Here is a 21,447-nt window from a genome sequence, read left to right on the forward strand (position 1 = left end):
TGTTTTGCTTATAAGGGCTCAGTCGACTTTTTTTCATGGGATTTATTCTAAATGATTTTGAATAAATCTAGTTATCTAGTACAGCCCCAATAATTTTAGATAACAGCGTACTGCGTTTTTTATTGGTAGCTGCGGATAAGTAATCCTGTGCAGATGGGTGGTAGCTGGCTAAAAATGGATTAATAAAACCCATTTTAACCAGTTGGTTAATTGATTTCCTTATGGAAATAAGATTTTTTTCCTTTCCGTCCAATTCGGATAAGGTCATTCTTATGGTTTCCTGTAGCTCGTGATATAGGTTTTCGCTGTATTCGATATTCAAGTGTTCTTCAATAAAAGCTATACAGAGCTTTAATGTTGTCAAGAATTTTTGGCCGTTATAGTCTGTATATTCATTGGTAAATCTCCAGTATTCTTCGTATGTCTGCATTTTAGCCTCGTTTATTTTCGATTAAAAACAGTAATTCTTTATTTTCCTGCTTTTTTTCTCTTCCTGTTACTTTATAGACGTGTGGTGTTTCTAAAACTTTTATGGTTCGGCCATCTTTATCCAATAGAGTCAAAAGCTCATCCTTGTTTGGATGAGAGGCATTGTTATAGCTTAACATCCAATATTTGAATGCTTTTAATTTTTCAAATAATTTAGTAAATAATATAACTGCTGTTTTTTTGTCCATGAAGTGATTACTGAATTGTTGCGGAATTCGAGATGTTAAATATCCATCCATCATACCGTAAAAGCCAAAATAGTTATTCATTGTTCCTGTATAGGGGGGGTCTAAATATACAATATCGGCCTCTACTTTTTCTAATAAATTAAAAATGTCTAAGTTATAGGCATGATGTTTCCATCCATTTGAAAATACGGCATGGTTATATGATGGTAAATTTTTCTCAAAATGGGTACGAAAGCTTTCGTTGTGATAAGCTCTTTTCCTCCCGTATTTCGCATAGCTATATTCTTCATCGCGAAGTTGTTTGACTTTCTCCCAATTAATAGTGAATCGAGAATAAGGCATTTTGCGAATCATTGCTCGTCTGAGTAGGGAGAAGGCCATAGCTTTTTTAAATGGATTTTTTAATTTTTCAATGTTTTTACGATATAAATCCAATTGCTGACATTCGTCGGGGAAAAAGTGAACATTGGCATAATTATGAGTCATAAAACCAGAGAAAGGTTGCCCAGAAAAAATAAGTTCTACATCATCAGGTAATAAGATTTCTTCATCATTTTCAATCAATGCTGTTGCTAGTTGCTGATTAATATTAAGAATGTCGTTGGTAAGTACTCGGTATCCCCGCTTTTTTGCTTCGTAGGCGAAAGAACACCCACCACTAAAAGCATCTAGGACAGTATCGGCATCGGCAGGGATTTGTTGGCAAATCCAATCAGCAATTTTTTCTTTATTTCCAATATAGTTAACTTTAGGGTATTTTTTTTCAGGCATAACAGCTTTCTTCATCCATTTTACTCAAGGCTTGTGCTATTGCTGCTGCGAACTGTGGCGGGACGGCATTTCCGACCTGTTGCTGTTGAGCAATTTTGTTGCCGTAAAAAACAAAACTATCAGGGAAAGATTGCAAGGCTGCAAGTTCCCGTACGGTTAATGCTCTGTTTTGTTTATAGTGAAATACTTTACGCATATCTCCTGTTATACAAACAGATGGTTTTTTACTGTTATAGCGGATATATTTGCGAACATCTCCTGTTTTAGGTCTAATATTTTCAGGAATGTCATTACGGTTACCACCATCTCGAACAAATTTCATTTTATATAACATTTGTTCGCTATGTGTCATGGCTACATGGTTAGCGATTTCTGAACTTTCTCCCGAATTTAGTGGGGGAAGATAACCAATTGCTTCCTCAACAGTTTTGTGTTTTTTTGAAGGGATTGGAAAGTAAATATGGCAATTTTCCCGAGTTCCTATAAAAATAATCCGCTTTCTATGTTGAGGAACTCCAAAGTCAGCAGCATCTAGAATTTGACACTCTACTCGGTAACCGATGTTCTCAAAGCATTCGAGTATTTCTTGGCGTGTTTTTCCTTTGTTATGGGTGTATAAGCGAGCCACATTTTCCATAACAAAAAATCGGGGCTTAACTAGTTGGACAATTCTTACAAATTCGGTAAACAAACGATTACGCTCGTCGTTAGCGAAGGTTCGGCCAATATTTCCAGCTATACTGAAACCTTGGCAGGGTGGACCTCCGATGACAACATCAGGAATTTCTCCCCCAAGTATTTCTTGAATAGATTTTTCATTTAGTTGTTTGATGTCTTGACAAAGGAGTTTGTGTGTTGGGAAATTCTTTGCATACGTTTGGGCATAATTCGGCTCTATTTCAACAGAGAACAATTGGCGGAACCCCTGTTGTTCAAAGCCAAGAGTGAATCCTCCTGCTCCGGAGAATAAGTCAATATAGCTTAGGTTTTTACTTTTTGTCTTTTTTTCAATCATATAAATTTTTTAAAACCTGATTTTTAAGCAAGTTGTATTCAACAAGTGAGTAATTTTACACTATACGCTCAAAATAAGCATAAATTCCCATATTTCAAATCAAATTGTCAACAATCAACCCCATACCGTCTGAAAAACAGTGCTATAATCCGCCTCTATATTCAATTTAAGCATTTGAATATTTGTTGAATTTTTCTACTAAAGCGCTAAGGAATCCGCAATGAGCAATTCAGTAATTACCGTTATCGGCAAAGACCGCGTGGGTATTGTTTACGATGTGTCTAAGCTGTTGGCCGAGAATCAAATCAATATCCTCAACATCAGCCAGCAGCTGATGGATGATTTTTTTACCATGATTATTTTGGTGGATACGCGAAAATGCCCGAAATCGCGGCAGGAGATGTTGGATGCGTTTGCGGCGGAGGGGGAGAAGCTGTCGCTGGATATCCGTATGCAAAATGAAGAGATTTTTAAGGCTATGCACCGTATTTAAGGGATTGAAACCATGACGAAAACTTTTCATTCCGGCGAGATTCTCGAAACCGTGCGCATGGTGGCCGACCAGAATTTCGATGTGCGCACGATTACCATCGGCATTGATTTGCACGACTGTATCAGCAGCGACATCAATGTGTTAAACCAGAATATCTACAATAAAATCACCACGGTGGGCAAGGATTTGGTGGCGACGGCCAAATATCTGTCGGCCAAATACGGTGTGCCGATTGTGAATCAGCGCATTTCGGTAACGCCGATTGCGCAGATTGCGGCGGCGACGCATGCGGATTCTTATGTCAGCGTGGCGCAGACTTTGGACAAGGCGGCGAAGGCCATCGGCGTGTCGTTTATCGGCGGCTTTTCTGCGCTGGTGCAGAAGGGTATGTCGCCGTCGGACGAGGTGCTGATTAGTTCGATTCCCGAAGCGATGAAGACCACTGACATTGTGTGCAGCTCCATCAATATCGGCAGCACGCGCGCGGGGATTAATATGGACGCGGTGAAGCTGGCGGGCGAAACCATCAAGCGCACGGCTCAGATTACGCCGGAGGGCTTCGGCTGCGCCAAAATCGTGGTGTTTTGCAATGCGGTGGAAGACAATCCGTTTATGGCGGGTGCGTTTCACGGTTCGGGCGAGGCAGGCTCGGTAATTAATGTCGGCGTATCCGGCCCGGGCGTGGTGCAGGCGGCCTTGCAGAATTGTCCGGCCACGGCTGATTTGACCGAAATCGCCGAAGTGGTGAAGAAAACCGCGTTTAAGATTACCCGCGTGGGCGAACTTATCGGCCACGAAGCGGCGAAAATGCTGAAGATCCCGTTTGGTATTTTGGATTTGTCGCTGGCACCGACGCCCGCCATCGGCGATTCGGTGGCGCGTATTCTGGAAGCGATGGGCTTGAGCGTATGCGGTACGCATGGCACCACGGCGGCGCTGGCGCTGCTCAACGACGCGGTGAAAAAAGGCGGCATGATGGCCAGCAGTGCGGTCGGCGGTTTGAGCGGCGCGTTTATTCCGGTGTCGGAAGACGAGGGCATGATTGCGGCGGCGGAAGCGGGTATTCTGACGCTGGATAAATTGGAAGCGATGACGGCGGTGTGTTCGGTCGGTTTGGACATGATTGCTGTGCCCGGCCATACCTCGGCGGCGACCATCAGCGGCATTATTGCCGACGAAGCGGCCATCGGCATGATTAACAGCAAAACCACCGCCGTGCGCATTATTCCTGTAACGGGCAAGGATGTGGGCGACAGCGTGGAATTCGGCGGCCTGCTGGGTTATGCGCCGGTTATGCCGGTAAAAGAAGGCAGCTGCGAAGTGTTTGTGAACCGTGGCGGCCGCATTCCGGCGCCGGTGCAGTCGATGAAAAACTGACGGAAAAAAATTCTGTGATGGTGGGCAAGGATGTCCACCTTACGACTTTTCACGTTATCTGTTACAAAATGCCGTCTGAAAATCATGATGTTTTCAGACGGCATTTTATTATTGCGCAGCTTATTTAATGCGTTGCACCGAAACGGAAATTTTACCGCCGTCGGCTGCTTCGGCAGCAGGGGCAGATTCAGCAGCAACGGCTGCTGCTTCGGCCTGCGGTTGCGCCGCAGCCTTGGCTGCTTGGCGTTCGGCTTGTGCTGCCATCGCCTGCTGCACGGCAGGGTGTTGCTGCGCGATGGCCTGCTCTTCGGCGCTGACTTCGTCTTTGAAACGGTTGTTCAAATCAAAACGCTTGCCGCCGCGAGCTAGGGATTTCAAATAGCGCGGACGGCGACAGTGCTTGGCCAATACGCGGGCAATCAGCGCCGGATCGTATTGCGGCAGCGCGTTAATCAAATCCTGGTCGATACCGACGGCCAGCGGTTTGAAGCGTTTGAATACATCGTATTTGCCGTAGATATGGTCGGCAATCATATCGGTTTGTTTCTTTTTGCTCATGGTTTGGACGGCGTTTTTCAGCGCGGCGCTCAAGGCGGTTTCTTGTGTCATTTCGGTTGTATTCCTATTTGCGGAGCCGCCGTTTCAATCATGGCGGAATATAGGGACTGTTAATATTTCATCATGTGGCATCTTTTCGACAAAAAACATGCCTACTGCGTTTTTTGCCTTGCATCCGCGCTTTTTTACTCGAAAATCTGCTGCACGGATGAAATCTCAACAATCCTTTGCCATTGTAATATAACGGGCGGGTTTTGGCTAAATTTTTACTGTTTTCAGACGGCCTCAAGTGCAAAGAGGCCGTCTGAAAAATTATGATTCCGACAAATGCGCAATATCGGGCGTAGTCACGCGCACATCGGCGTTTTGCGCACGGTGGCGCAGCGCATGATCCATCAATACCAAGGCCAACATCGCTTCGGCAATCGGCGCGGCACGCAGGCCGACGCAGGGATCGTGGCGGCCGTGGGTGGCGATTTCCACAGCATTACCGTCGATGTCGATGGAATGGCGCACGGTGGCGATGGAGCTGGTCGGCTTGATGGCGAAATTGGCGCTAATGGTCTGGCCGGTAGAAATGCCGCCCAAAATGCCGCCGGCGTGGTTGGATTTGAAACCTTGCGGAGTCAGCTCATCGCCGTGATAGCTGCCGCGTTGCGCCACGACATCGAAACCGTCGCCGATTTCAACGCCTTTAACGGCATTGATGGACATCAGCGCATAGGCGATATCCGCATCCAAACGGTCAAACACCGGCTCGCCGAGGCCGACCGGCACATTCCGCGCTTCGATATGCAGTTTTGCGCCGACCGAGTCCAGCGATTTGCGCACGCTGTCCATATAGGCTTCCAAATCGGCGATTTGCGACTGGTTGGCGGCGAAAAACGGGTTTTGTGAAATAAAGGCTTCATTTTCAAAGGCAATCGCCTGTTCGCCTACCTGCGTAACCCAGCAGATGATTTCGGTGTCGAATTTTTCTTTCAGCCATTTTTTCGCCACTGCGCCGGCGGCTACGCGTGCGGCGGTTTCGCGGGCGGAACTGCGACCACCGCCACGGTAGTCGCGTGTGCCGTATTTGTGCCAATAAGTGTAGTCGGCATGGCCGGGGCGGAACTGGCGGGCGATGTTGCCGTAGTCTTTACTGCGCTGGTCGGTGTTGCGGATGAGGAGGGCGATGGGCGTACCAGTGGTTTTGCCCTCAAATACGCCCGACAAAATTTCCACTTCATCCGCTTCGCGGCGCTGGGTCACATGACGGCTGGTACCGGGTTTGCGCCGGTCGAGATCGGCCTGAATGTCGGCTTCGCACAAGGCCAACCCCGGCGGGCAGCCGTCGATAATGCAGCCCAAAGCCGGGCCGTGGCTTTCGCCGAAGGTGGTTACGCTAAAGAGTTGTCCGAAAGTATTGCCTGCCATGTGACCGCCTGTGGAAATCAAGTCAAAAGAATAGGGTGGATTTTAACATAAAAGGCCGTCTGAAAACGCATTTGCCTGCGTGTTTCAGACGGCCTTTGCTCCATCTTAAACCATTAATGCAATTTGCCGTGGCACTGCTTGTATTTCAAGCCGCTGCCGCACGGGCAGGGGTCGTTGCGCAGGACGACTTGGCCTTTGGCGGCGAGGGATTCGGGGCTGAAGTCGTTGCCGGTCGGGTTGAAGGCTTCGGTGGCCAAATCGGTTTTCGATTCGCCCAGGATACCTTCCATGTCCGGCGCGTCGGCGTGAACGGCTTGGATGTCGCTGATGTCGGCTTCGGGCAGCTCTTCCATCGGGGCGTCGTTGCGCTCGATTTGTACCGAGGCAAGGAGCGAGGCGATGTTGTGCTTAATGCTGCGCCACAGGTTTTCAAACATGGCGAAGGCTTCGCGTTTGTATTCCTGTTTGGGATTTTTCTGGGCGTAGCTGCGCAGGTGGATGCCTTGGCGCAGGTAGTCCATGGCGGCAAGGTGTTCGCGCCATTGGTTGTCGATGACTTGCAGCATGACGTTGCGCTCGAAATCGGCCATTGCCTGCTTGCCGACCAGCTCGGTTTTCTCGGCGTATTCGGCTTCGATGCGGTTAATCAGGCGCTCTTTGACATCGCGGTTGTCCAGCGTGTGGTCGGTTTTCAGCCAGCTTTGGATGTCGGCATCGACGCGGAATTCGGCACGCAGCTGCGATTCGAGCGCGGGCAAATCCCATTGCTCTTCCATGCTGTCGGGCGGCATGTGCAAATCGACCAAATCGCTGATGACTTCTTCGCGGATGGATTTGGTAAGCTCGGTCACGTCGGTGCTGGTAAGGATTTCGTTGCGCTGGTGGTAAATCACTTTGCGCTGGTCGTTGGCAACGTCGTCATATTCCAAAACCTGCTTGCGCATGTCGAAGTTGCGGCCTTCTACTTTGCGTTGCGCGCCTTCGATTTGGCGGGTGAGGAGGCCGTGTTCGATGGCGACGCCGCGCTCGGGCGCGAGGCGGTTGAGGATGGCGGCGGCGCGGTCGAGGGCAAACAGGCGCAGCAGCGGATCTTCAAACGACAGGTAGAAGCGGCTGGAACCCGGGTCGCCCTGACGGCCGGCGCGGCCGCGCAGCTGGTTGTCGATACGGCGGCTTTCGTGGCGCTCGGTGCCGATGATGTGCAGACCGCCGGCGGCGATGACTTGCTCATGTTCGGCCTGCCAGCCGTTTTCCAGCTCGGCGGTTTTGGCGGCTTTTTCTTCGTCGCTTAGGGTTTCGTCGGCGCGGATGGCGTCGGTTTGCGATTTGAGGTTGCCGCCCAATACGATGTCGGTACCGCGTCCGGCCATGTTGGTGGCCACGGTAATCGCGCCGACTTTACCGGCCTGCGCCACAATCAGGGCTTCGCGCTCGTGTTCTTTGGCGTTTAAGACATTATGCGGCAAACCGGCTTGGGTCAAGAGCTTGGAGACCAATTCGGAGTTTTCAATGCTGGTGGTACCGACTAATACGGGTTGGCCGCGTTTGTGGCATTCTTCAATGTCTTTGACCACGGCTTCGAATTTTTCTTCGGCGGAACGGAAAATCTGGTCGTTGTAGTCTTTACGCTGAATCGGGCGGTTGGTCGGGATGATGACGGTTTCCAAGTTGTAAATGCTTTGGAATTCAAACGCTTCGGTATCGGCGGTACCGGTCATGCCCGATAATTTGGTGTAGAGGCGGAAGTAGTTTTGGAAGGTAATGGAGGCAAGGGTTTGGTTTTCGCGTTTGACTTCCACGCCTTCTTTGGCTTCGACGGCTTGGTGCAGGCCTTCCGACCAGCGGCGGCCGGACATCAGACGGCCGGTAAATTCATCCACAATCACGATTTCGCCGTCTTGAATCACATAATGCTGGTCAAGATGGAACAAGGTATGCGCACGCAAGGCCGCCATCAGGTGGTGCATAAGGGCGATGTTGGCGGCGGAATAGAGGGAGTCGTTTTCTTGCAGCAAACCCATTTGGGTGAGGATTTGCTCGGCGTGTTCGTGGCCGGCTTCGCTTAGGATGACTTGGTGCGCTTTTTCGTCCACCCAGTAATCGCCTTCGCCTTCTTCGGTTTCTTGGCGCACCAGTTGGGCGGGAACGGTGTTCATGATGTGGTAAAGCTGCACGTTATCATCGGCTTGGCCGGAGATAATCAGCGGGGTACGCGCTTCGTCAATCAAAATGGAATCGACTTCATCGACCACGGCAAAATTCAGCTCGCGCTGAACTTTGTCGTATTGGTCGGTCACCATATTGTCGCGCAGATAGTCGAAGCCGAATTCGTTGTTGGTACCGTAGGTAATGTCCGAATCGTAAGCCTGCTGGCGGAAGAAGGGTTCCAAATCGGACACAATCACGCCGACGGTCAAGCCCAGGAAATTGTACAGCGGCTCCATAATCGCCGCATCGCGGGAAGCCAGGTAGTCGTTGACGGTCACAACGTGCACGCCTTTGCCGGACAGGGCATTCAGGTACACGGCTAAGGTGGCGACCAGCGTTTTACCTTCGCCGGTACGCATTTCGGCGATTTTACCGTCGTGCAACACCATACCGCCGATGAGCTGTACGTCAAAGTGGCGCATGCCCAATACGCGGCGGCTGGCTTCGCGGCAGACGGCGAAGGCTTCGACCAAAATGTCGTCCAGTGTTTGGCCGTCTGAAAGGCGTTGTTTGAATTCGGCGGTTTTGGCCTGCAAAGCCTCGTCGCTCAATTCCTGCATTTGCGGCTCGAGCGCGTTGATTTTGGCAACGGATTTACGGTATTGTTTCAGCAGGCGGTCGTTGCGGCTGCCGAAGATTTTCTTAGCAATGTTTGTCAGCATGAATGATTCCTGAGCCCGGTGTAGAATATCAGGCAATAAACGCGGATTTTAGCACAATATAAGGTAATGCATTGCAAATGGCGGTGCGTTTGCCGATTTCAAGTAGGAAACCCAGATGGAATTCGACCATTTACGACGCGGTGGTTTGGGCGAGGCGGCCGAAATGCCCGGCCGTTTGCAGAATCTGTTGCAGATTTCGCGCTATTGGCAGAAACTTGACCGCGAGGTAAAAAAAATCCTGCCCGCCAATCTGCGCTCGCACGTTCAGACGGCCTGTATCGACGAGGGTGTCTTGGTCTTGCTGGCGGCAAACAATATGGCGGCCTCGCGTTTGAAAATGCTGCTTCCCTCTTTAACGCCGCCGCTTTGCGCTTTGCAGGATGGGATAGAATCGGTGCGCGTAAAACTGATTCCGAAAACGCCGCCGCCGCCCAAAGCCAACAAGCTGGTGTTGAGCGATACCGCTTTGGATAATCTGGAGCGGACGGTGGCGCAGCTGGAGGCGCGCCATCCTGAGTTGGCGCACTCGCTGGCGGCTTTGGTCGGTAAACACCGGCGCTGATGGTTTTGTTAGGAAGTGTTAATTGGTTACGACTGAATAAGTCTTTATGATGAAAAAAGCGGGATTTATATGTAAACTTATGTAAGTGTATTGTCAAATTTTGACTTGAGTCAAAACTTCCTACGAAATAAAGCTTCATACTTGATAGGTTAGCAAGTTAATGATTGCTTGGATTGCTTGCTTTGATAAATTTTGATTCGGCTAACCGAAAATACCCACCATTAGGAGATGTTCATATGAAAGCATACTTGGCTCTGATTTCCGCTGCCGTTATCGGCTTGGCTGCCTGCTCGCAAGAACCAGCTAAACCGGCTGCCGAAGCTTCTGCGCCCGCCGCAGAAGCAACCGCCTCTGAAGCTGCTCCGGCTGCTTCTGAAGCCGCGCCTGCCGAAGCCTCTGCTGCTCCGGCTGCCGAAGCAGCTACCGGCAACTGCGCCGTAACCGTCGAATCCAACGACGCCATGCAGTACAACACCAAAGACATCCAAATCAGCAAAGCATGTAAAGAATTTACCATCACGCTGAAACACACCGGTACCCAACCGAAAACCAGCATGGGTCACAACCTTGTTATTGCCAAAGCTGAAGACATGGACGGCGTGTTTGCCGACGGCGTGTCTGCCGGCCCTGATGCAGACTACGTAAAAGCCGACGATGCCCGCGTTGTTGCCCATACCAAATTGATTGGCGGCGGCGAAGAGGCTTCTCTGACCGTCGATCCGGCTAAACTGGCCGACGGCAGCTACAAATTCGCCTGCACTTTCCCGGGTCACGCGGCTTTGATGAACGGTACCATCACTCTGGTTGACTAATCCGCCTGATGATTGCAGCCTGCCCGAAATGCGAGATATTCGGGCAGGCTGTTTTGTTTGCAGGGAACGCGTTACAATAAAACGACAAAAGGCCGTCTGAAAAAGCATAGGTTTAGACAATTTTTCAGACGGCCTCCAACCATTTATCGGACACCACACCATGAATCCCTTTGAAACCCAAAGCGTTACCTTCGCCGAACCCATTGAAATGCTGTATGCCTGCCACGGCAAAGTGCGCCGCTTTTGCAGCCAAATCGACATGCTGCCGGGCTATATTGCCGAACACGGCTGCGGCGAGGTGGTGTTGCAGGCGGTGAAGCAAATCAGCCAATATTTCAATGTCGCCGCGCCCTTGCACCACGAAGACGAAGAAGAAGATTTTTTCCCACTGCTGCTGCAATACGCGCCGCAGGCCAAGGAAAGCATAGACGAATTATTGCGCCAACATCAGGGCTTGCACGACAACTGGCAGGCGCTGTATCAGGAATTTCTCAAGCTGGAAAACAATCCGCAATACACCTTGCCGACAGAAGTTTTAAAACGCTTTGTTAACGGCTATGCCGTGCATTTGGCGATTGAAGAGCCGCTGTTTGAGCTGGGAAAGCAGCATGTGCCGTCTGAAAAACTGACCGAAATCGGCAAGATTATGGCGCAACGCCGCCGCCCGAAATAACGATGATATATTGAGGACAAACCATGCTCACCCCCGCCAGTTGCGATTTATTCAATATCCCGTTTTTCCAGTTTGCCCAGCTGAAAAAATACCAGCCCGAAGCCATCCCGCAAATCAAAGCCGATTACAAAGCCAATTGGCAGATTTGGCGTGATTTAATCGGGCAGGTGGCCGCCGATTTGGGCGAACCTTTTGCTGCGCCGCATATCGAGCGCTGGTGCAACGGCTGGCAGGTGCGCGCCCACTTTTTCGCCTTTTTCAAATACGCGCAGTATCAGGATTCGGCGGCGATTTTGTCGGTATTGCTCAACCGCCGCCGCTTAAGCGTCAGCCTTGATTGGCATTGCTACAAAGCGGGTGTGTCGCCGATTGCGCTGCCCGAATACAACCAATGGCTGGTGCGGCTGGACGATAAGCAATATGCCGATTTTGATGTGTGGCACGGCGATACGGACGAATACGCCGATTATCAAACGCTGGCAGAGCAGGGCGGCTGTCAAGCCCTTACCCTGCAAAGCCCCGATGATTTTTACTGCATAGGTCGGCAGCTTGAACGCGACGAATTGGGCAAACAAAACGAAGCGGTGTGGATTGCCGACACCATCCGCGCACTGTTGCCCTTGTATGAAGCCTGTTTTCGCTGATATAGTGAAGCATTGTTAATCGAGGCCGTCTGAAATAATCCGTAGGCACGCACGCGTTTTCCCAAATCGAATATTGCATTTTTCAGACGGCCTTTTGCCTTGATAAAAAGCCTGTAAACCGAAATGACCGAAACCCAATCCCTAGACCTTGCCAAGCAACTCATCGCCCGAGCGTCGGTAACGCCCGACGACCAAGGCTGCCAGCAATTACTCGCCGAACGCCTGCAAAAAATCGGTTTTACCGCTGAAACGCTCAATTTCGGCGACACCCAAAACATCTGGCTGCGGCGCGGCACGGGCGCACCGCTGGTTTGCTTCGCCGGCCATACCGATGTCGTACCGACCGGCCCGCTGGAAAAATGGACATCGCCGCCGTTTACGCCGACCGAGCGCGACGGGCGCTTATACGGGCGCGGTGCGGCGGACATGAAAACCAGTATTGCCTGTTTCGTCACCGCGTGCGAGCGTTTGGTTGCGGCGAATCCCGATCATGCGGGCAGTATTGCGCTTCTGATTACTTCCGATGAAGAGGGCGATGCCTACGACGGCACCACCAAAGTGGTGGATGTGTTAAAAGCGCGTGGCGAGCTTATTGACTACTGCATTGTCGGCGAACCGACCGCCGTCACCAATCTGGGCGATATGCTGAAAAACGGCCGTCGCGGTTCGCTCTCAGGCAATCTGACGGTAAAAGGCAAGCAGGGGCACATCGCTTATCCGCATTTGGCGGTTAATCCGGTGCATACCTTCGCCTCCGCGCTGCTGGAATTAACGCAAGAGGTTTGGGACAAGGGTAATGAATATTTCCCGCCGACCAGCTTCCAAATTTCCAATATCAACGGCGGTACGGGCGCGACCAATGTGATTCCGGGCGAGTTAAACGTCAAATTCAATTTCCGCTTTTCCACCGAATCCACGGAAGAAAGCCTGAAAGCGCGCGTACATGCCATTTTGGACAAACACGGCGTAGAATACGACCTGCAATGGGCGTGTTCCGGCCAGCCCTTTCTGACCCAAGCGGGCAAGCTGACCGATGTCGCCCGCGCCGCGATTGGCGAAGTGTGCGGCGTGGAAACCGAGCTTTCCACCAGCGGTGGCACTTCAGACGGCCGTTTTATCAAAGCGATTGCCAAAGAGCTGATTGAGCTGGGCCCGAGCAACGCCACTATCCATCAGATTGATGAAAACGTGTTGCTGGAGGATATTCCCAAGCTATCGGCGGTGTATGAGAAAATGTTGCAGGGCTTGCTGGCGTAGGGTGGGTTTTAACCCACCAAAATGAGCAGATTATGGCGAATAGTGGGTCAAGACTAACCCTGCCTTAAAATGTTTGATAGCGTGGATAAATAAAAGTATGAATTGGCACATCAAATCCTTTGACGAATTGACCACGCGCGAGCTGTTCGCCATTCTCAAAACCCGAATCGACGTGTTTGTGGTGGAGCAAAACTGCGCTTATCCCGATGCAGACGATTACGACTTGACCGCGCTGCACCTGTTTGCTGAAGAAAACGGCGTGATTGCCGCCTACTGCCGCCTGATTCCCGATGGCGGCCGTCTGAAAATCGGCCGCGTGCTGGTGGCCGGTCATGCCCGCAGTTTGGGACTGGGGCGCGAAGTGGTGGCGTACGCGCTGGCGTATGCCGACGCGCATTTCCCCGAGAAAGATGTCTTCGCGCAGGCGCAGCTGTATCTGCAAAATTTTTATGCCTCGTTCGGCTTTGCGCCCATCTCGGGAGAGTATCTGGAAGACGGTATCCCGCATATCGATATGCTGCGTTCCGCAAAATCGTAATATATTGAACTTAAAATATTAAACCAATACAGAAAATGTTTACTTTACCTACTTTAGAGAACCTCCCCGAACGCTGGCAGACTTACCGCGAATTATTGGAACGCGGGGCGACGTTTCCAAGCAAAAAACACAAAATGCCGTCTGAACAATATGCCGCATTCGAGCGCGATTTCCAAACCGCCGTCGGCATGAGTTGGCCGCAATACCGCAATATCCGCCAAGCCATTAATGTCTTGGAAAAAGATTATCCGATTGCCGCCAACGAATTGGCGGTGTCGCGCATCGATACGCCGCTGGGCGCGATGGTGGCGGTGTTCGCCTACCAATGCCTGAGCCTGCTGGAATTTATCGACCAAGACGGCGTGGCTAAGGAATTGGAAGCGGTGCAAAAAGCGTGCAACGGCCGCTTTGTGTGGCGCGAATATCCCGTGGCCGATTTGCTGCGGCGCGAGCTGGCGGAATACTTCCAAGGCCGTCTGAAAGCGTTTAGCGTGCCGCTGCATTTGGTGGGTACGGAATTTCAAGAGCAGGTGTGGGCGGTGTTGCAAACCATCCCCTACGGCGAAACATACAGCTACAAGCAGCAGGCCGAAGCCTTGGGCAACCCCAAAGCCGTCCGCGCCGTGGCCGCCGCCAACGGGCAAAACAAAATTTCCATCGTCGTGCCGTGCCACCGCGTTATCGGCAGCGACGGCAAACTGACCGGCTACGCCGGTGGTTTGTTCCGCAAAAAATACTTGCTGGCGGTGGAGAAAAAAGGGCTTCAGACGGCCTAAGCCGGTAGGGTGGGTTTTAACCCACCATTTAATGAGAAACGTATTGCAGCAGTAGGGTGGGTTTCAACCCACCATTTCCCATATCCCTATAATGGTGGGTTGAAACCCACCCTACAAACGAAAGTAGAAACCATGAGCCTCAAAAACCGCCATTTCCTCAAGCTCCTCGACTTTAGCCAAGCCGAAATCCTGCAATATCTGGATTTGGCCGCCGAACTCAAAGCCACCAAAAAAGCCGGACGCGAAGTGCAGACCATGAAGGGCAAAAACATCGCCCTGATTTTTGAAAAAACCTCCACCCGCACCCGCTGCGCCTTTGAAGTGGCCGCACGCGACCAAGGCGCGGGCGTAACCTATCTTGAGCCCACCGGCAGCCAAATCGGGCATAAAGAGAGCATTAAAGACACCGCCCGCGTATTAGGCCGCATGTACGACGGTATCGAATACAGAGGCTTCGGGCAGGAAATCGTGGAAGAGCTGGCGCAATACGCGGGCGTACCCGTGTTCAACGGCTTAACCAACGAATTTCATCCCACGCAAATGCTGGCCGACGCGCTGACCATGCGCGAACACAGCAGCAAACCGCTGAACCAAACCGCCTACGCCTACGTTGGCGACGCGCGTTTCAATATGGGCAATTCGCTCCTGATTCTCGGCGCGAAGCTGGGCATGGACGTGCGTATCGGCGCGCCCAAAGCCTTATGGCCGTCTGAAGACATTATCGCCCAAGCGCAGGCCGCCGCTGCCGAAAGCGGTGCCAAAATCCTGCTGACCGAAAGCGCAGAAGAAGCCGTGAAAGGCGTGGATTTTATCCATACCGACGTATGGGTGAGCATGGGCGAGCCGAAAGAAACCTGGGAAGAGCGTATTACCCTGCTCAAATCCTTCCGCGTAACCCCCGAATTGATGGCCGCCAGCGGCAACCCGAATGTCAAATTTATGCACTGCCTGCCCGCCTTCCACAACCGCGAAACCAAAGTCGGCGAATGGATTTTTGAAACCTTCGGCTTAAACGGCGTAGAAGTGACGGAAGAAGTATTTGAAAGCTCGGCCAGCATTGTGTTTGACCAAGCCGAAAACCGCATGCACACCATCAAAGCCGTGATGGTAGCGGCTTTGGGCGAATAAGGGTAGAAAAAATTATAGTCGTTTCACTTTAGCTTGATACAGCGTTGCTGCGCCTTGCCGTACTATCTGTACTGTCTGCGGCTTGCTGCCTTGTCTCAATCTAAATTGAAACGACTATATCATCAATGAAAAGGCCGTCTGAAATTATTTTCAGACGGCCTTTTCATTTTGCCATCTATCAAGATGCATTACTAAAGATTGTTTTGTTATCAACGGTTCGCCGATAGAAATGGCTGCCTGTCACTTTGGCAGCAGCGCGCCGCTGCATATACCTGATACCCCAGAGCCACCAGCTTCCCAACCAACGCCACCCCCACGCGCCCGTTAGTGCCAATAACCAATGCTTTCATGTTTCGCTCCTTGTGTTGAATGACTTGATTTGTATGTATGCGCTCGGCGCGGGTGTATCAATGGTTTTATCAACGGGAAGAGAAGGGTCGTCTAAAATTTTAACTTTCAGATGGCATAAAACTTTCCAAAAAACGACCGCGCTTTTTCCTTGATTTTTGCCTATATTTTACGCTAATTATTTTATAACTATAAGAAAATAAAAGAGATTTATTCTGGTTTAACCTGTTGAGAATTTTATGACTTTCTTCTAGAGTGATGATGGTTTAGCTTGAATAGAGATTTGCAAGATACTAGTAGAATTACTATTGAAAGGAGAGTTTATGAAAGTATCAAAAATAAACATCAAGAATTTTAAGCGATTTAAAAATTTAAAAATTGATTTAGGAAATGAGCCGAAAAAGATAATTGCATTGGTTGGTCCAAACGGTTGTGGTAAAAGCAGTGTATTAGATGCCTTTGTGGCTAAGGTTAGTAGTGTAAGATCTTCAAATATCACTAAAGGATCAGTGCCAATCTATTTCTATCATAATCAAGATGATTTTCATCAAAATATTTTTATATTTGATAATGAAAACCAAGAAGTTATTGATAAATTTGGGAATATTTCTTTTAGGAGTCCTTATAGGTATAATTCTAATCTAGATATTAAAGAAATCAAGGCTGTATCTCCTATTAAAGAAAATCTAGCTGAATACCGCGAGTATATGGAAGAAAATGATATAAAACCATCTGAGGCTAAAAGCAAAATTATTGGTAATTTAAATTAATCTATAAAGCGTTGTTTAGATTTGGAAATTGTGAATTTAGGTAATGTCGAAAAAAGAGAAGGTTCTTTATTCTTTAAAAAATCAGATTCTGATTTGACCTTTACATTCAACCAACTTTCATCAGGAGAAAAGGAAGTTGTTGATATTATATTAGATTTATTTTTAAGAAAAGATGATTACAAAGGTATGATCTATTTAATAGATGAACCAGAGCTTCATATCAATACATCAATACAAAGAAAATTATTGAGTGAAATAAACAAACTTATTGATGATGAAGGGCAAATATGGATAGCGACTCATAGTATTGGTTTTATGAGAGCAATTCAGAATGAGTTTTCAGAAATAAGCCAAGTTATTAAATTTTATGCTAATTTAAAGTATGCGAGTGAGGATATTATCCTGCAACCAATGCGAATGACAAGAAGTAATTGGCAAGATATATTTTCTACAGCGTTAGACGATTTAACGTGGCTTATTGCTCCTAAACGAATAGTTTATTGTGAAGGTAAGGCTATAAGGTCTAGCAGTATAGAAAAAGGATTGGATGCTCAAGTTTTAAACAATATTTTTAATGAAAAATATCCAGACACTATTTTTGTATCTAGTGGAGGAAATACTGAATTAGACCAATGTAGTGATATTGCCATTGCTATTATAGGTAAGGTATTTAAAGATTTAGAGATATTAGTATTCAAAGATAGAGATGTCGCTTCTGGCAAGCCTGTATCATCGCAAGATAGAGTAGAATACCTAAATAATAATCCTCATAATTTTAGAATTATGAAGAGATGGGAGATTGAAAATTATCTTTTTGATAAAGAAGTAATTAAAAACTATTGTGTTCAAAAAAACCAAAGTTTTGATGAAGCTGAATATAATAAAATTATAAAAGATATTAAAAATGCTGATGTAAAATTATTGGTATCTAAAATGAAAAAAATATGTGGAATTGCAACATCTATTAATCCCGAGCAATTCAAAATAAATTTATCTATGTATGTTACTGAGGATATGAATGTTTATAAAGAGTTGGAAGAATGTATATTTGATAGAAAATAAGTGATTTAAATGCCGTCTGAAAAACTTTCAGACGGCATTTCTATTTCAAAAATACTTCCTAAAAACCAACCGCACTTTTTCAGACGGCATTGCGCAATTACGCTTCTTCCTCCCCCCATCTCGGCAATTCAATATCCAGTCCAAACAAATCCAGCGCGCGGCCTACGCTGTGGGTGAGGATTTCGTCCACGGTTTTGGGTTTTTGGTAGAGTGCGGGGGCGGGCGGGAAGACGATGCCGCCCATTTCGGTGACGCGGCGCATGTTGTCGATGTGCGCCAGGTTGAGCGGGGCTTCGCGTGCCATCAGCACTAGGCGGCGGCGGTCTTTCAGGGTGACGTCGGCGGCGCGGGTGAGCAGGTTGTCGCTCATGCCGTGGGCGATGGCGGCGAGGGTGCGCATGGAGCAGGGCGCGACCAGCATGCCGATGGTTTTGAAGGAGCCGCTGGCGATACTTGCGCCGAGGTTTTGCACGTTGTGGAAGTGGTCGGCGAGGGCTTTCACGTCTTGCAATGTGTAGTCGGTTTCCAGCGAGCGGGTCATTTTGGCGCCTTTGGAGATGACGAGGTGGATTTCCAAATCGGTGTGTGCGCGCAGAAGTTGCAAGGCTTTGTAGCCGTATTGGAAGCCGCTGGCGCCGCTGATGCCGACGACGATGCGTTGTGGTGTGCTCATAAAATTCCTCTTTAACGTGAGTAAGATAAAGCGTATCCATCAGCCTGAAATGCTCGGTGTTCCTTGAATCTGTTCTCTCTCCCGTGGGAGAGAGTTAGAGAGAGGGCAAAAACGGTTGGGTTGATGAAACGCTAGTTAAACTGCCAGCGTTTAGCCCTCTCCCCAGCCCTCCCCCACGGGGGAGGGAGCAGGTTACTGAAGTATCAAGCGTTATTTGAAGTATTTATCTCAAACTCAGGTTTTGTATAAAAAAGCCCGCATGGTTTGGTGTGCGGGCTTGCTATTGTAACGCAATTTAGCGAAAAATCAGCCTTTTAACGGCGGAATTGGCGGGATTTGCGCCAATTCGTCAAAGTGCGCCGGGTCGAGTTTGAAACGGGCGTCGTATTTGTCGGGGTTGGTGATGTTTTCGCCTTCGGTACTGCGCCAAGATAGGGTACAAGTGCCGCAGATATACACTTCCCATACGTCGCCGACAGGGGATTTGGTCAGCAGGCTCACATCATGCGAGTTGCAGCGAGGACATTGTTTGCTCATTATTCATTTCCTCCTTTGGATAAATTTTTCGCCAATTGGCGGATGATTTCGGTGTATTCCGCCGCTTTTTGCGGCACGCCCAGCAGCTCGGTGTCGCGGGCGATGTCCGGTGCAACCGGGGTGGTGGCGTCAATCACTAATTTGGTGTGCATACCGGCGGGTTCGGACGACGGATCGAGCGGCATACCCGGCGCGTAAGGGACTTTGAACACGTCTTTGTCGGGGCGCACGCGGGTGGTCAATGCCCACATCACTTGTTCCAAATTGAACGGATCGACAAATTCGTCCACGATGATGACGATTTTTGTGTACGGCATACCGTGCGGGGTGGAGAGCAGGCGCATTGCCACCGCTTTGCCGTAGCCTCCGAAACGTGAACGGGTGGACACGATGGCACCGATACCGTGGGTGTACATGGCGTTGACCGCTTCCACTTCGGGGAAGTCGCGTTTTAATTGTTTATACAGCGGCAGGCTGGTATTCAAGGCCATCAGGTAGTCGATTTCAGTCCACGGCATACCCAAATAGAGGTTTTCAAAAATCGGGTTGGTGCGGTGGGTGATTTTGGTGATTTTCACAATTGGCTGACGGCGCGCGCCGGAATAGCTGCCGGGGAACTCGCCAAACGGGCCTTCGATTTCGCGTTCGCGCGGGATGATGTATCCTTCCAGCACCACTTCGCTGCGTGCCGGAATATCTAAATTGCCGTCTTCGCTTTTGGTCAGCTCAATCGGCTCGCCTTTTAATGCGCCGGCGAAGTCGTATTCGGATTGGGCGTATTCAATGGGCGTGCTGGACATAAACGCCAACACCGGATCGTTACCCAAGCAGATGGCAATCGGCAACGGCTCGTTTTTCTCTTCCGCGTGTTGCAAATGCACGGCGATGTCGTGGAACGGCAGCGGCTGAATCGCCACTTTGTCTTTGCCTTTCACTTGGATACGGTAAGTGCCCACGTTTTGCTCGTCGTAGCTGTCGGGATTGTTCGGATCGCGGCTGACAATCAGCGCTTTGGAGAGGTAGAAACCGGCGTCCAATTCATTGATGCGGAACAGCGGCAACACATCAAACAGGTTGATGTCTTTGTCGATGATATTTTCTTTCACCGGCGCGTCTTTTTTATCCACCTACACCGGTTTCAGCGGAAATTTGTCCCAGTGTTTTTCCAGCTCGAAAAACTGCTCTTTCACCGGCGTATCTTTCGGCAGATTCAGCATTAAGGCGTGGTTTTGCCAAGAACCGTGCACGTTCAGCACCACCGGATTTTTGTAGCCTTTCACTTTCTCCACAAATACCGCCGGGCCGTTTTCCACATTCGGCGCGGCCGATGGCGCTCAAATCCGGCTCGGGCATCACTTCGTCTTTAATGCGCACCAGTTGCTTTTCCGCTTCCAGCAAGGCCAGAAATTCACGCAAATCTTTATAATTGCTCATAATTCTCTCCATTTTTCTTAAAAGAATTTTGTTTGATGGCAATCAGTATAACGTGGGCGAGGCCGTCTGAAAAATATCAATTAAATATCCAATCTATACTTTTAAAGTATGGTTTTCCGCGCCAGTTGCAAAAACGCCCGTGCCGCGTTGGAAAGATAGCTGTTTTTGCGCCACAGCAGATAAGGCTGAATCTGCCAGCTTTCGCCTTCCACCTGAAAAGTGCGGTAAGAAAAATGCACGTTTTTGCGCAACATCACCTCAGGCAACACCGCCACACCCAAGCCCATTTCCATCAGGTTCAGCAGCATAGACGAATCGTGGCATTCGCACACGATGTTCGGCGTCAAATGCTGTTCGGCAAAGGTGTTCAAAATGCGGTGGAACAGTCCGTTGCCCGTGGTCGGCTTGAGCAGCAGCAAAGGCAGTTCCGCCAGTTGCGCCAGCGACAACTGCGGCGGCAAATCATATTGCGGCGCGGCGGCTACTACGCAGTTCAAAGTTTCTAATGGCAGGCTGTCAAAGCGGCGAGAATCAAAAGGTTCCGCCACAATACCCATCTCGATTTGATGATTGCCCAGCTGCTCCGCCAAAAAATTGCTGCCACCTTCCCACAGCGAAAAATGCACCTCGGGATAATCGCGCTGATAACGCTGCAACAGCGTGAGCAGAATATCTGAACACAAAATCGCCGAACCGATAGACAGCCTGCCGCCGACCTGCTGATTCAGCTCGCGCACCTGCAACAGCGACTCGTCCAACTGCCGCAACAACGCCCGCGCCTTGCTCAAAAACAGCTCGCCCTGCGGTGTAATCGCCAAATGCTTCGCCTTGCCGCGCTCAAACAGCACCGCGCCCACCTCCTCCTCAATCATCTTAAGCTGGCGGCTCAACGGCGGCTGCGCGATACACAACCGCTGCGCCGCCTTAGAAATCGTACTCGCCTCCGCAATGGCGATAAAATATGGGGCTGTACTAGATAATTAGAGCAAATTACCTTTTACTAACTGTTTCAAAATAGAAATTTGAGATTTTATTTCACTGTTGTTAAAACGCCAT

Annotated in this window: 23 protein-coding genes and 1 pseudogene; 12 read left to right on the top strand and 12 right to left on the bottom strand. The window is 49.6% G+C overall.

What is annotated here, in order from left to right; genetic code table 11:
- Positions 1-67 precede the first annotated feature (67 nt).
- Genes J2T37_RS10460 through J2T37_RS10470 form a run of 3 tightly spaced genes read right to left on the bottom strand, consistent with a single transcriptional unit; the run spans position 68 to position 2,463 of the window.
- Positions 68-430: a hypothetical protein gene (locus J2T37_RS10460; protein WP_253355704.1), complete on the bottom strand. Its 363-nt coding sequence runs from the start codon at positions 428-430 to the stop codon at positions 68-70.
- 1 nt (position 431) lies between these two features.
- Positions 432-1,448 carry a DNA adenine methylase gene (locus J2T37_RS10465; protein WP_253355705.1) on the bottom strand — a complete coding sequence of 339 codons (1,017 nt, stop codon included), beginning with the start codon at positions 1,446-1,448 and terminating at the stop codon, positions 432-434.
- Positions 1,441-2,463 (bottom strand): DNA cytosine methyltransferase, encoded by a 1,023-nt coding sequence (locus J2T37_RS10470; protein WP_253355706.1) that lies wholly within the window; start codon positions 2,461-2,463, stop codon positions 1,441-1,443. Before J2T37_RS10470 ends, J2T37_RS10465 begins: the two co-directional genes overlap by 8 nt.
- Before the next feature lie 220 nt (positions 2,464-2,683).
- Between J2T37_RS10470 and J2T37_RS10475 the strand changes: the two genes are divergently transcribed.
- Together J2T37_RS10475 and J2T37_RS10480 are read left to right on the top strand one after the other, a co-directional pair.
- Complete coding sequence (locus J2T37_RS10475) at positions 2,684-2,956, top strand: ACT domain-containing protein (RefSeq protein WP_253355707.1); 273 nt, start codon at positions 2,684-2,686, stop codon at positions 2,954-2,956.
- 12 nt (positions 2,957-2,968) lie between these two features.
- Positions 2,969-4,333 carry a PFL family protein gene (locus tag J2T37_RS10480; protein WP_253355708.1) on the top strand — a complete coding sequence of 455 codons (1,365 nt, stop codon included), beginning with the start codon at positions 2,969-2,971 and terminating at the stop codon, positions 4,331-4,333.
- Between the two features lie 120 nt (positions 4,334-4,453).
- Here the strand turns inward: J2T37_RS10480 and J2T37_RS10485 are convergent, their stop codons facing one another.
- From J2T37_RS10485 to secA, 3 genes are all read right to left on the bottom strand, one after another.
- Entirely contained in the window at positions 4,454-4,942 is a 489-nt protein-coding gene (locus tag J2T37_RS10485; RefSeq protein WP_253355709.1) for a ProQ/FINO family protein, read from the bottom strand.
- A 261-nt stretch (positions 4,943-5,203) separates the two neighbouring features.
- Positions 5,204-6,307, bottom strand: coding sequence for a chorismate synthase (aroC, locus tag J2T37_RS10490; protein WP_253355711.1), 1,104 nt, complete (start codon positions 6,305-6,307; stop codon positions 5,204-5,206).
- 113 nt (positions 6,308-6,420) lie between these two features.
- Complete coding sequence (gene secA / locus J2T37_RS10495; protein WP_253355713.1) at positions 6,421-9,177, bottom strand: preprotein translocase subunit SecA; 2,757 nt, start codon at positions 9,175-9,177, stop codon at positions 6,421-6,423.
- A gap of 115 nt (positions 9,178-9,292) precedes the next feature.
- On the opposite strand from secA, the gene J2T37_RS10500 reads away from it, so the two are divergent.
- The 10 genes from J2T37_RS10500 to J2T37_RS10545 all read left to right on the top strand — a co-directional run bounded on the left by J2T37_RS10500 (position 9,293) and on the right by J2T37_RS10545 (position 17,747).
- The gene (locus J2T37_RS10500; RefSeq protein ID WP_437179474.1) at positions 9,293-9,739 is read left to right on the top strand and encodes a DciA family protein; all 447 of its coding nucleotides are present in this window, start codon (positions 9,293-9,295) and stop codon (positions 9,737-9,739) included.
- Positions 9,740-9,975: 236 nt separating this feature from the next.
- Entirely contained in the window at positions 9,976-10,551 is a 576-nt protein-coding gene (azu, locus tag J2T37_RS10505) for an azurin (protein ID WP_253355715.1), read from the top strand.
- 160 nt (positions 10,552-10,711) lie between these two features.
- Positions 10,712-11,224 (top strand): hemerythrin domain-containing protein, encoded by a 513-nt coding sequence (locus tag J2T37_RS10510; RefSeq protein ID WP_253355717.1) that lies wholly within the window; start codon positions 10,712-10,714, stop codon positions 11,222-11,224.
- Between the two features lie 23 nt (positions 11,225-11,247).
- Positions 11,248-11,868, top strand: coding sequence for a glucose-6-phosphate 1-dehydrogenase family protein (locus tag J2T37_RS10515; protein WP_253355719.1), 621 nt, complete (start codon positions 11,248-11,250; stop codon positions 11,866-11,868).
- Between the two features lie 123 nt (positions 11,869-11,991).
- Entirely contained in the window at positions 11,992-13,125 is a 1,134-nt protein-coding gene (gene dapE, locus J2T37_RS10520) for a succinyl-diaminopimelate desuccinylase (protein WP_253355721.1), read from the top strand.
- A gap of 97 nt (positions 13,126-13,222) precedes the next feature.
- Positions 13,223-13,663: a GNAT family N-acetyltransferase gene (locus tag J2T37_RS10525; RefSeq protein WP_253355723.1), complete on the top strand. Its 441-nt coding sequence runs from the start codon at positions 13,223-13,225 to the stop codon at positions 13,661-13,663.
- Between the two features lie 35 nt (positions 13,664-13,698).
- On the top strand, positions 13,699-14,439 hold the full coding sequence (locus J2T37_RS10530) for a methylated-DNA--[protein]-cysteine S-methyltransferase (RefSeq protein ID WP_253355725.1): 741 nt from the start codon (positions 13,699-13,701) through the stop codon (positions 14,437-14,439).
- Positions 14,440-14,571: 132 nt separating this feature from the next.
- The gene (gene argF / locus J2T37_RS10535) at positions 14,572-15,567 is read left to right on the top strand and encodes an ornithine carbamoyltransferase (protein ID WP_253355727.1); all 996 of its coding nucleotides are present in this window, start codon (positions 14,572-14,574) and stop codon (positions 15,565-15,567) included.
- A 671-nt stretch (positions 15,568-16,238) separates the two neighbouring features.
- Complete coding sequence (locus tag J2T37_RS10540; RefSeq protein WP_253355729.1) at positions 16,239-16,685, top strand: AAA family ATPase; 447 nt, start codon at positions 16,239-16,241, stop codon at positions 16,683-16,685.
- A 30-nt stretch (positions 16,686-16,715) separates the two neighbouring features.
- Positions 16,716-17,747 (top strand): AAA family ATPase, encoded by a 1,032-nt coding sequence (locus J2T37_RS10545; protein WP_253355741.1) that lies wholly within the window; start codon positions 16,716-16,718, stop codon positions 17,745-17,747.
- 97 nt (positions 17,748-17,844) lie between these two features.
- Here the strand turns inward: J2T37_RS10545 and J2T37_RS10550 are convergent, their stop codons facing one another.
- The 6 genes and pseudogenes from J2T37_RS10550 to J2T37_RS10570 all read right to left on the bottom strand — a co-directional run.
- Positions 17,845-18,420, bottom strand: a complete 576-nt coding sequence (locus J2T37_RS10550) for a UbiX family flavin prenyltransferase (RefSeq protein WP_253355731.1) — start codon at positions 18,418-18,420, stop codon at positions 17,845-17,847.
- A gap of 306 nt (positions 18,421-18,726) precedes the next feature.
- Positions 18,727-18,957, bottom strand: coding sequence for a non-oxidative hydroxyarylic acid decarboxylases subunit D (locus J2T37_RS10555; RefSeq protein ID WP_253355734.1), 231 nt, complete (start codon positions 18,955-18,957; stop codon positions 18,727-18,729).
- On the bottom strand, positions 18,957-20,084 hold the full coding sequence (locus J2T37_RS10560) for a UbiD family decarboxylase (RefSeq protein ID WP_367398817.1): 1,128 nt from the start codon (positions 20,082-20,084) through the stop codon (positions 18,957-18,959). Before J2T37_RS10560 ends, J2T37_RS10555 begins: the two co-directional genes overlap by 1 nt.
- A complete protein-coding gene (locus J2T37_RS11590) occupies positions 20,077-20,391 on the bottom strand; it encodes a hypothetical protein (protein WP_437179475.1) in 315 nt (104 codons plus the stop codon). The genes J2T37_RS10560 and J2T37_RS11590 overlap by 8 nt, the downstream gene beginning before the upstream one ends.
- A 101-nt stretch (positions 20,392-20,492) precedes the next feature.
- On the bottom strand, positions 20,493-21,347 hold the full coding sequence (locus J2T37_RS10565; RefSeq protein WP_367398819.1) for a LysR family transcriptional regulator: 855 nt from the start codon (positions 21,345-21,347) through the stop codon (positions 20,493-20,495).
- A gap of 24 nt (positions 21,348-21,371) precedes the next feature.
- Positions 21,372-21,447 (bottom strand): annotated as a pseudogene (locus J2T37_RS10570) (IS1595 family transposase); the annotation flags it as partial.

This window comes from Neisseria perflava (assembly GCF_024170405.1).
Taxonomy (GTDB): Bacteria; Pseudomonadota; Gammaproteobacteria; order Burkholderiales; family Neisseriaceae; genus Neisseria; species Neisseria perflava_B.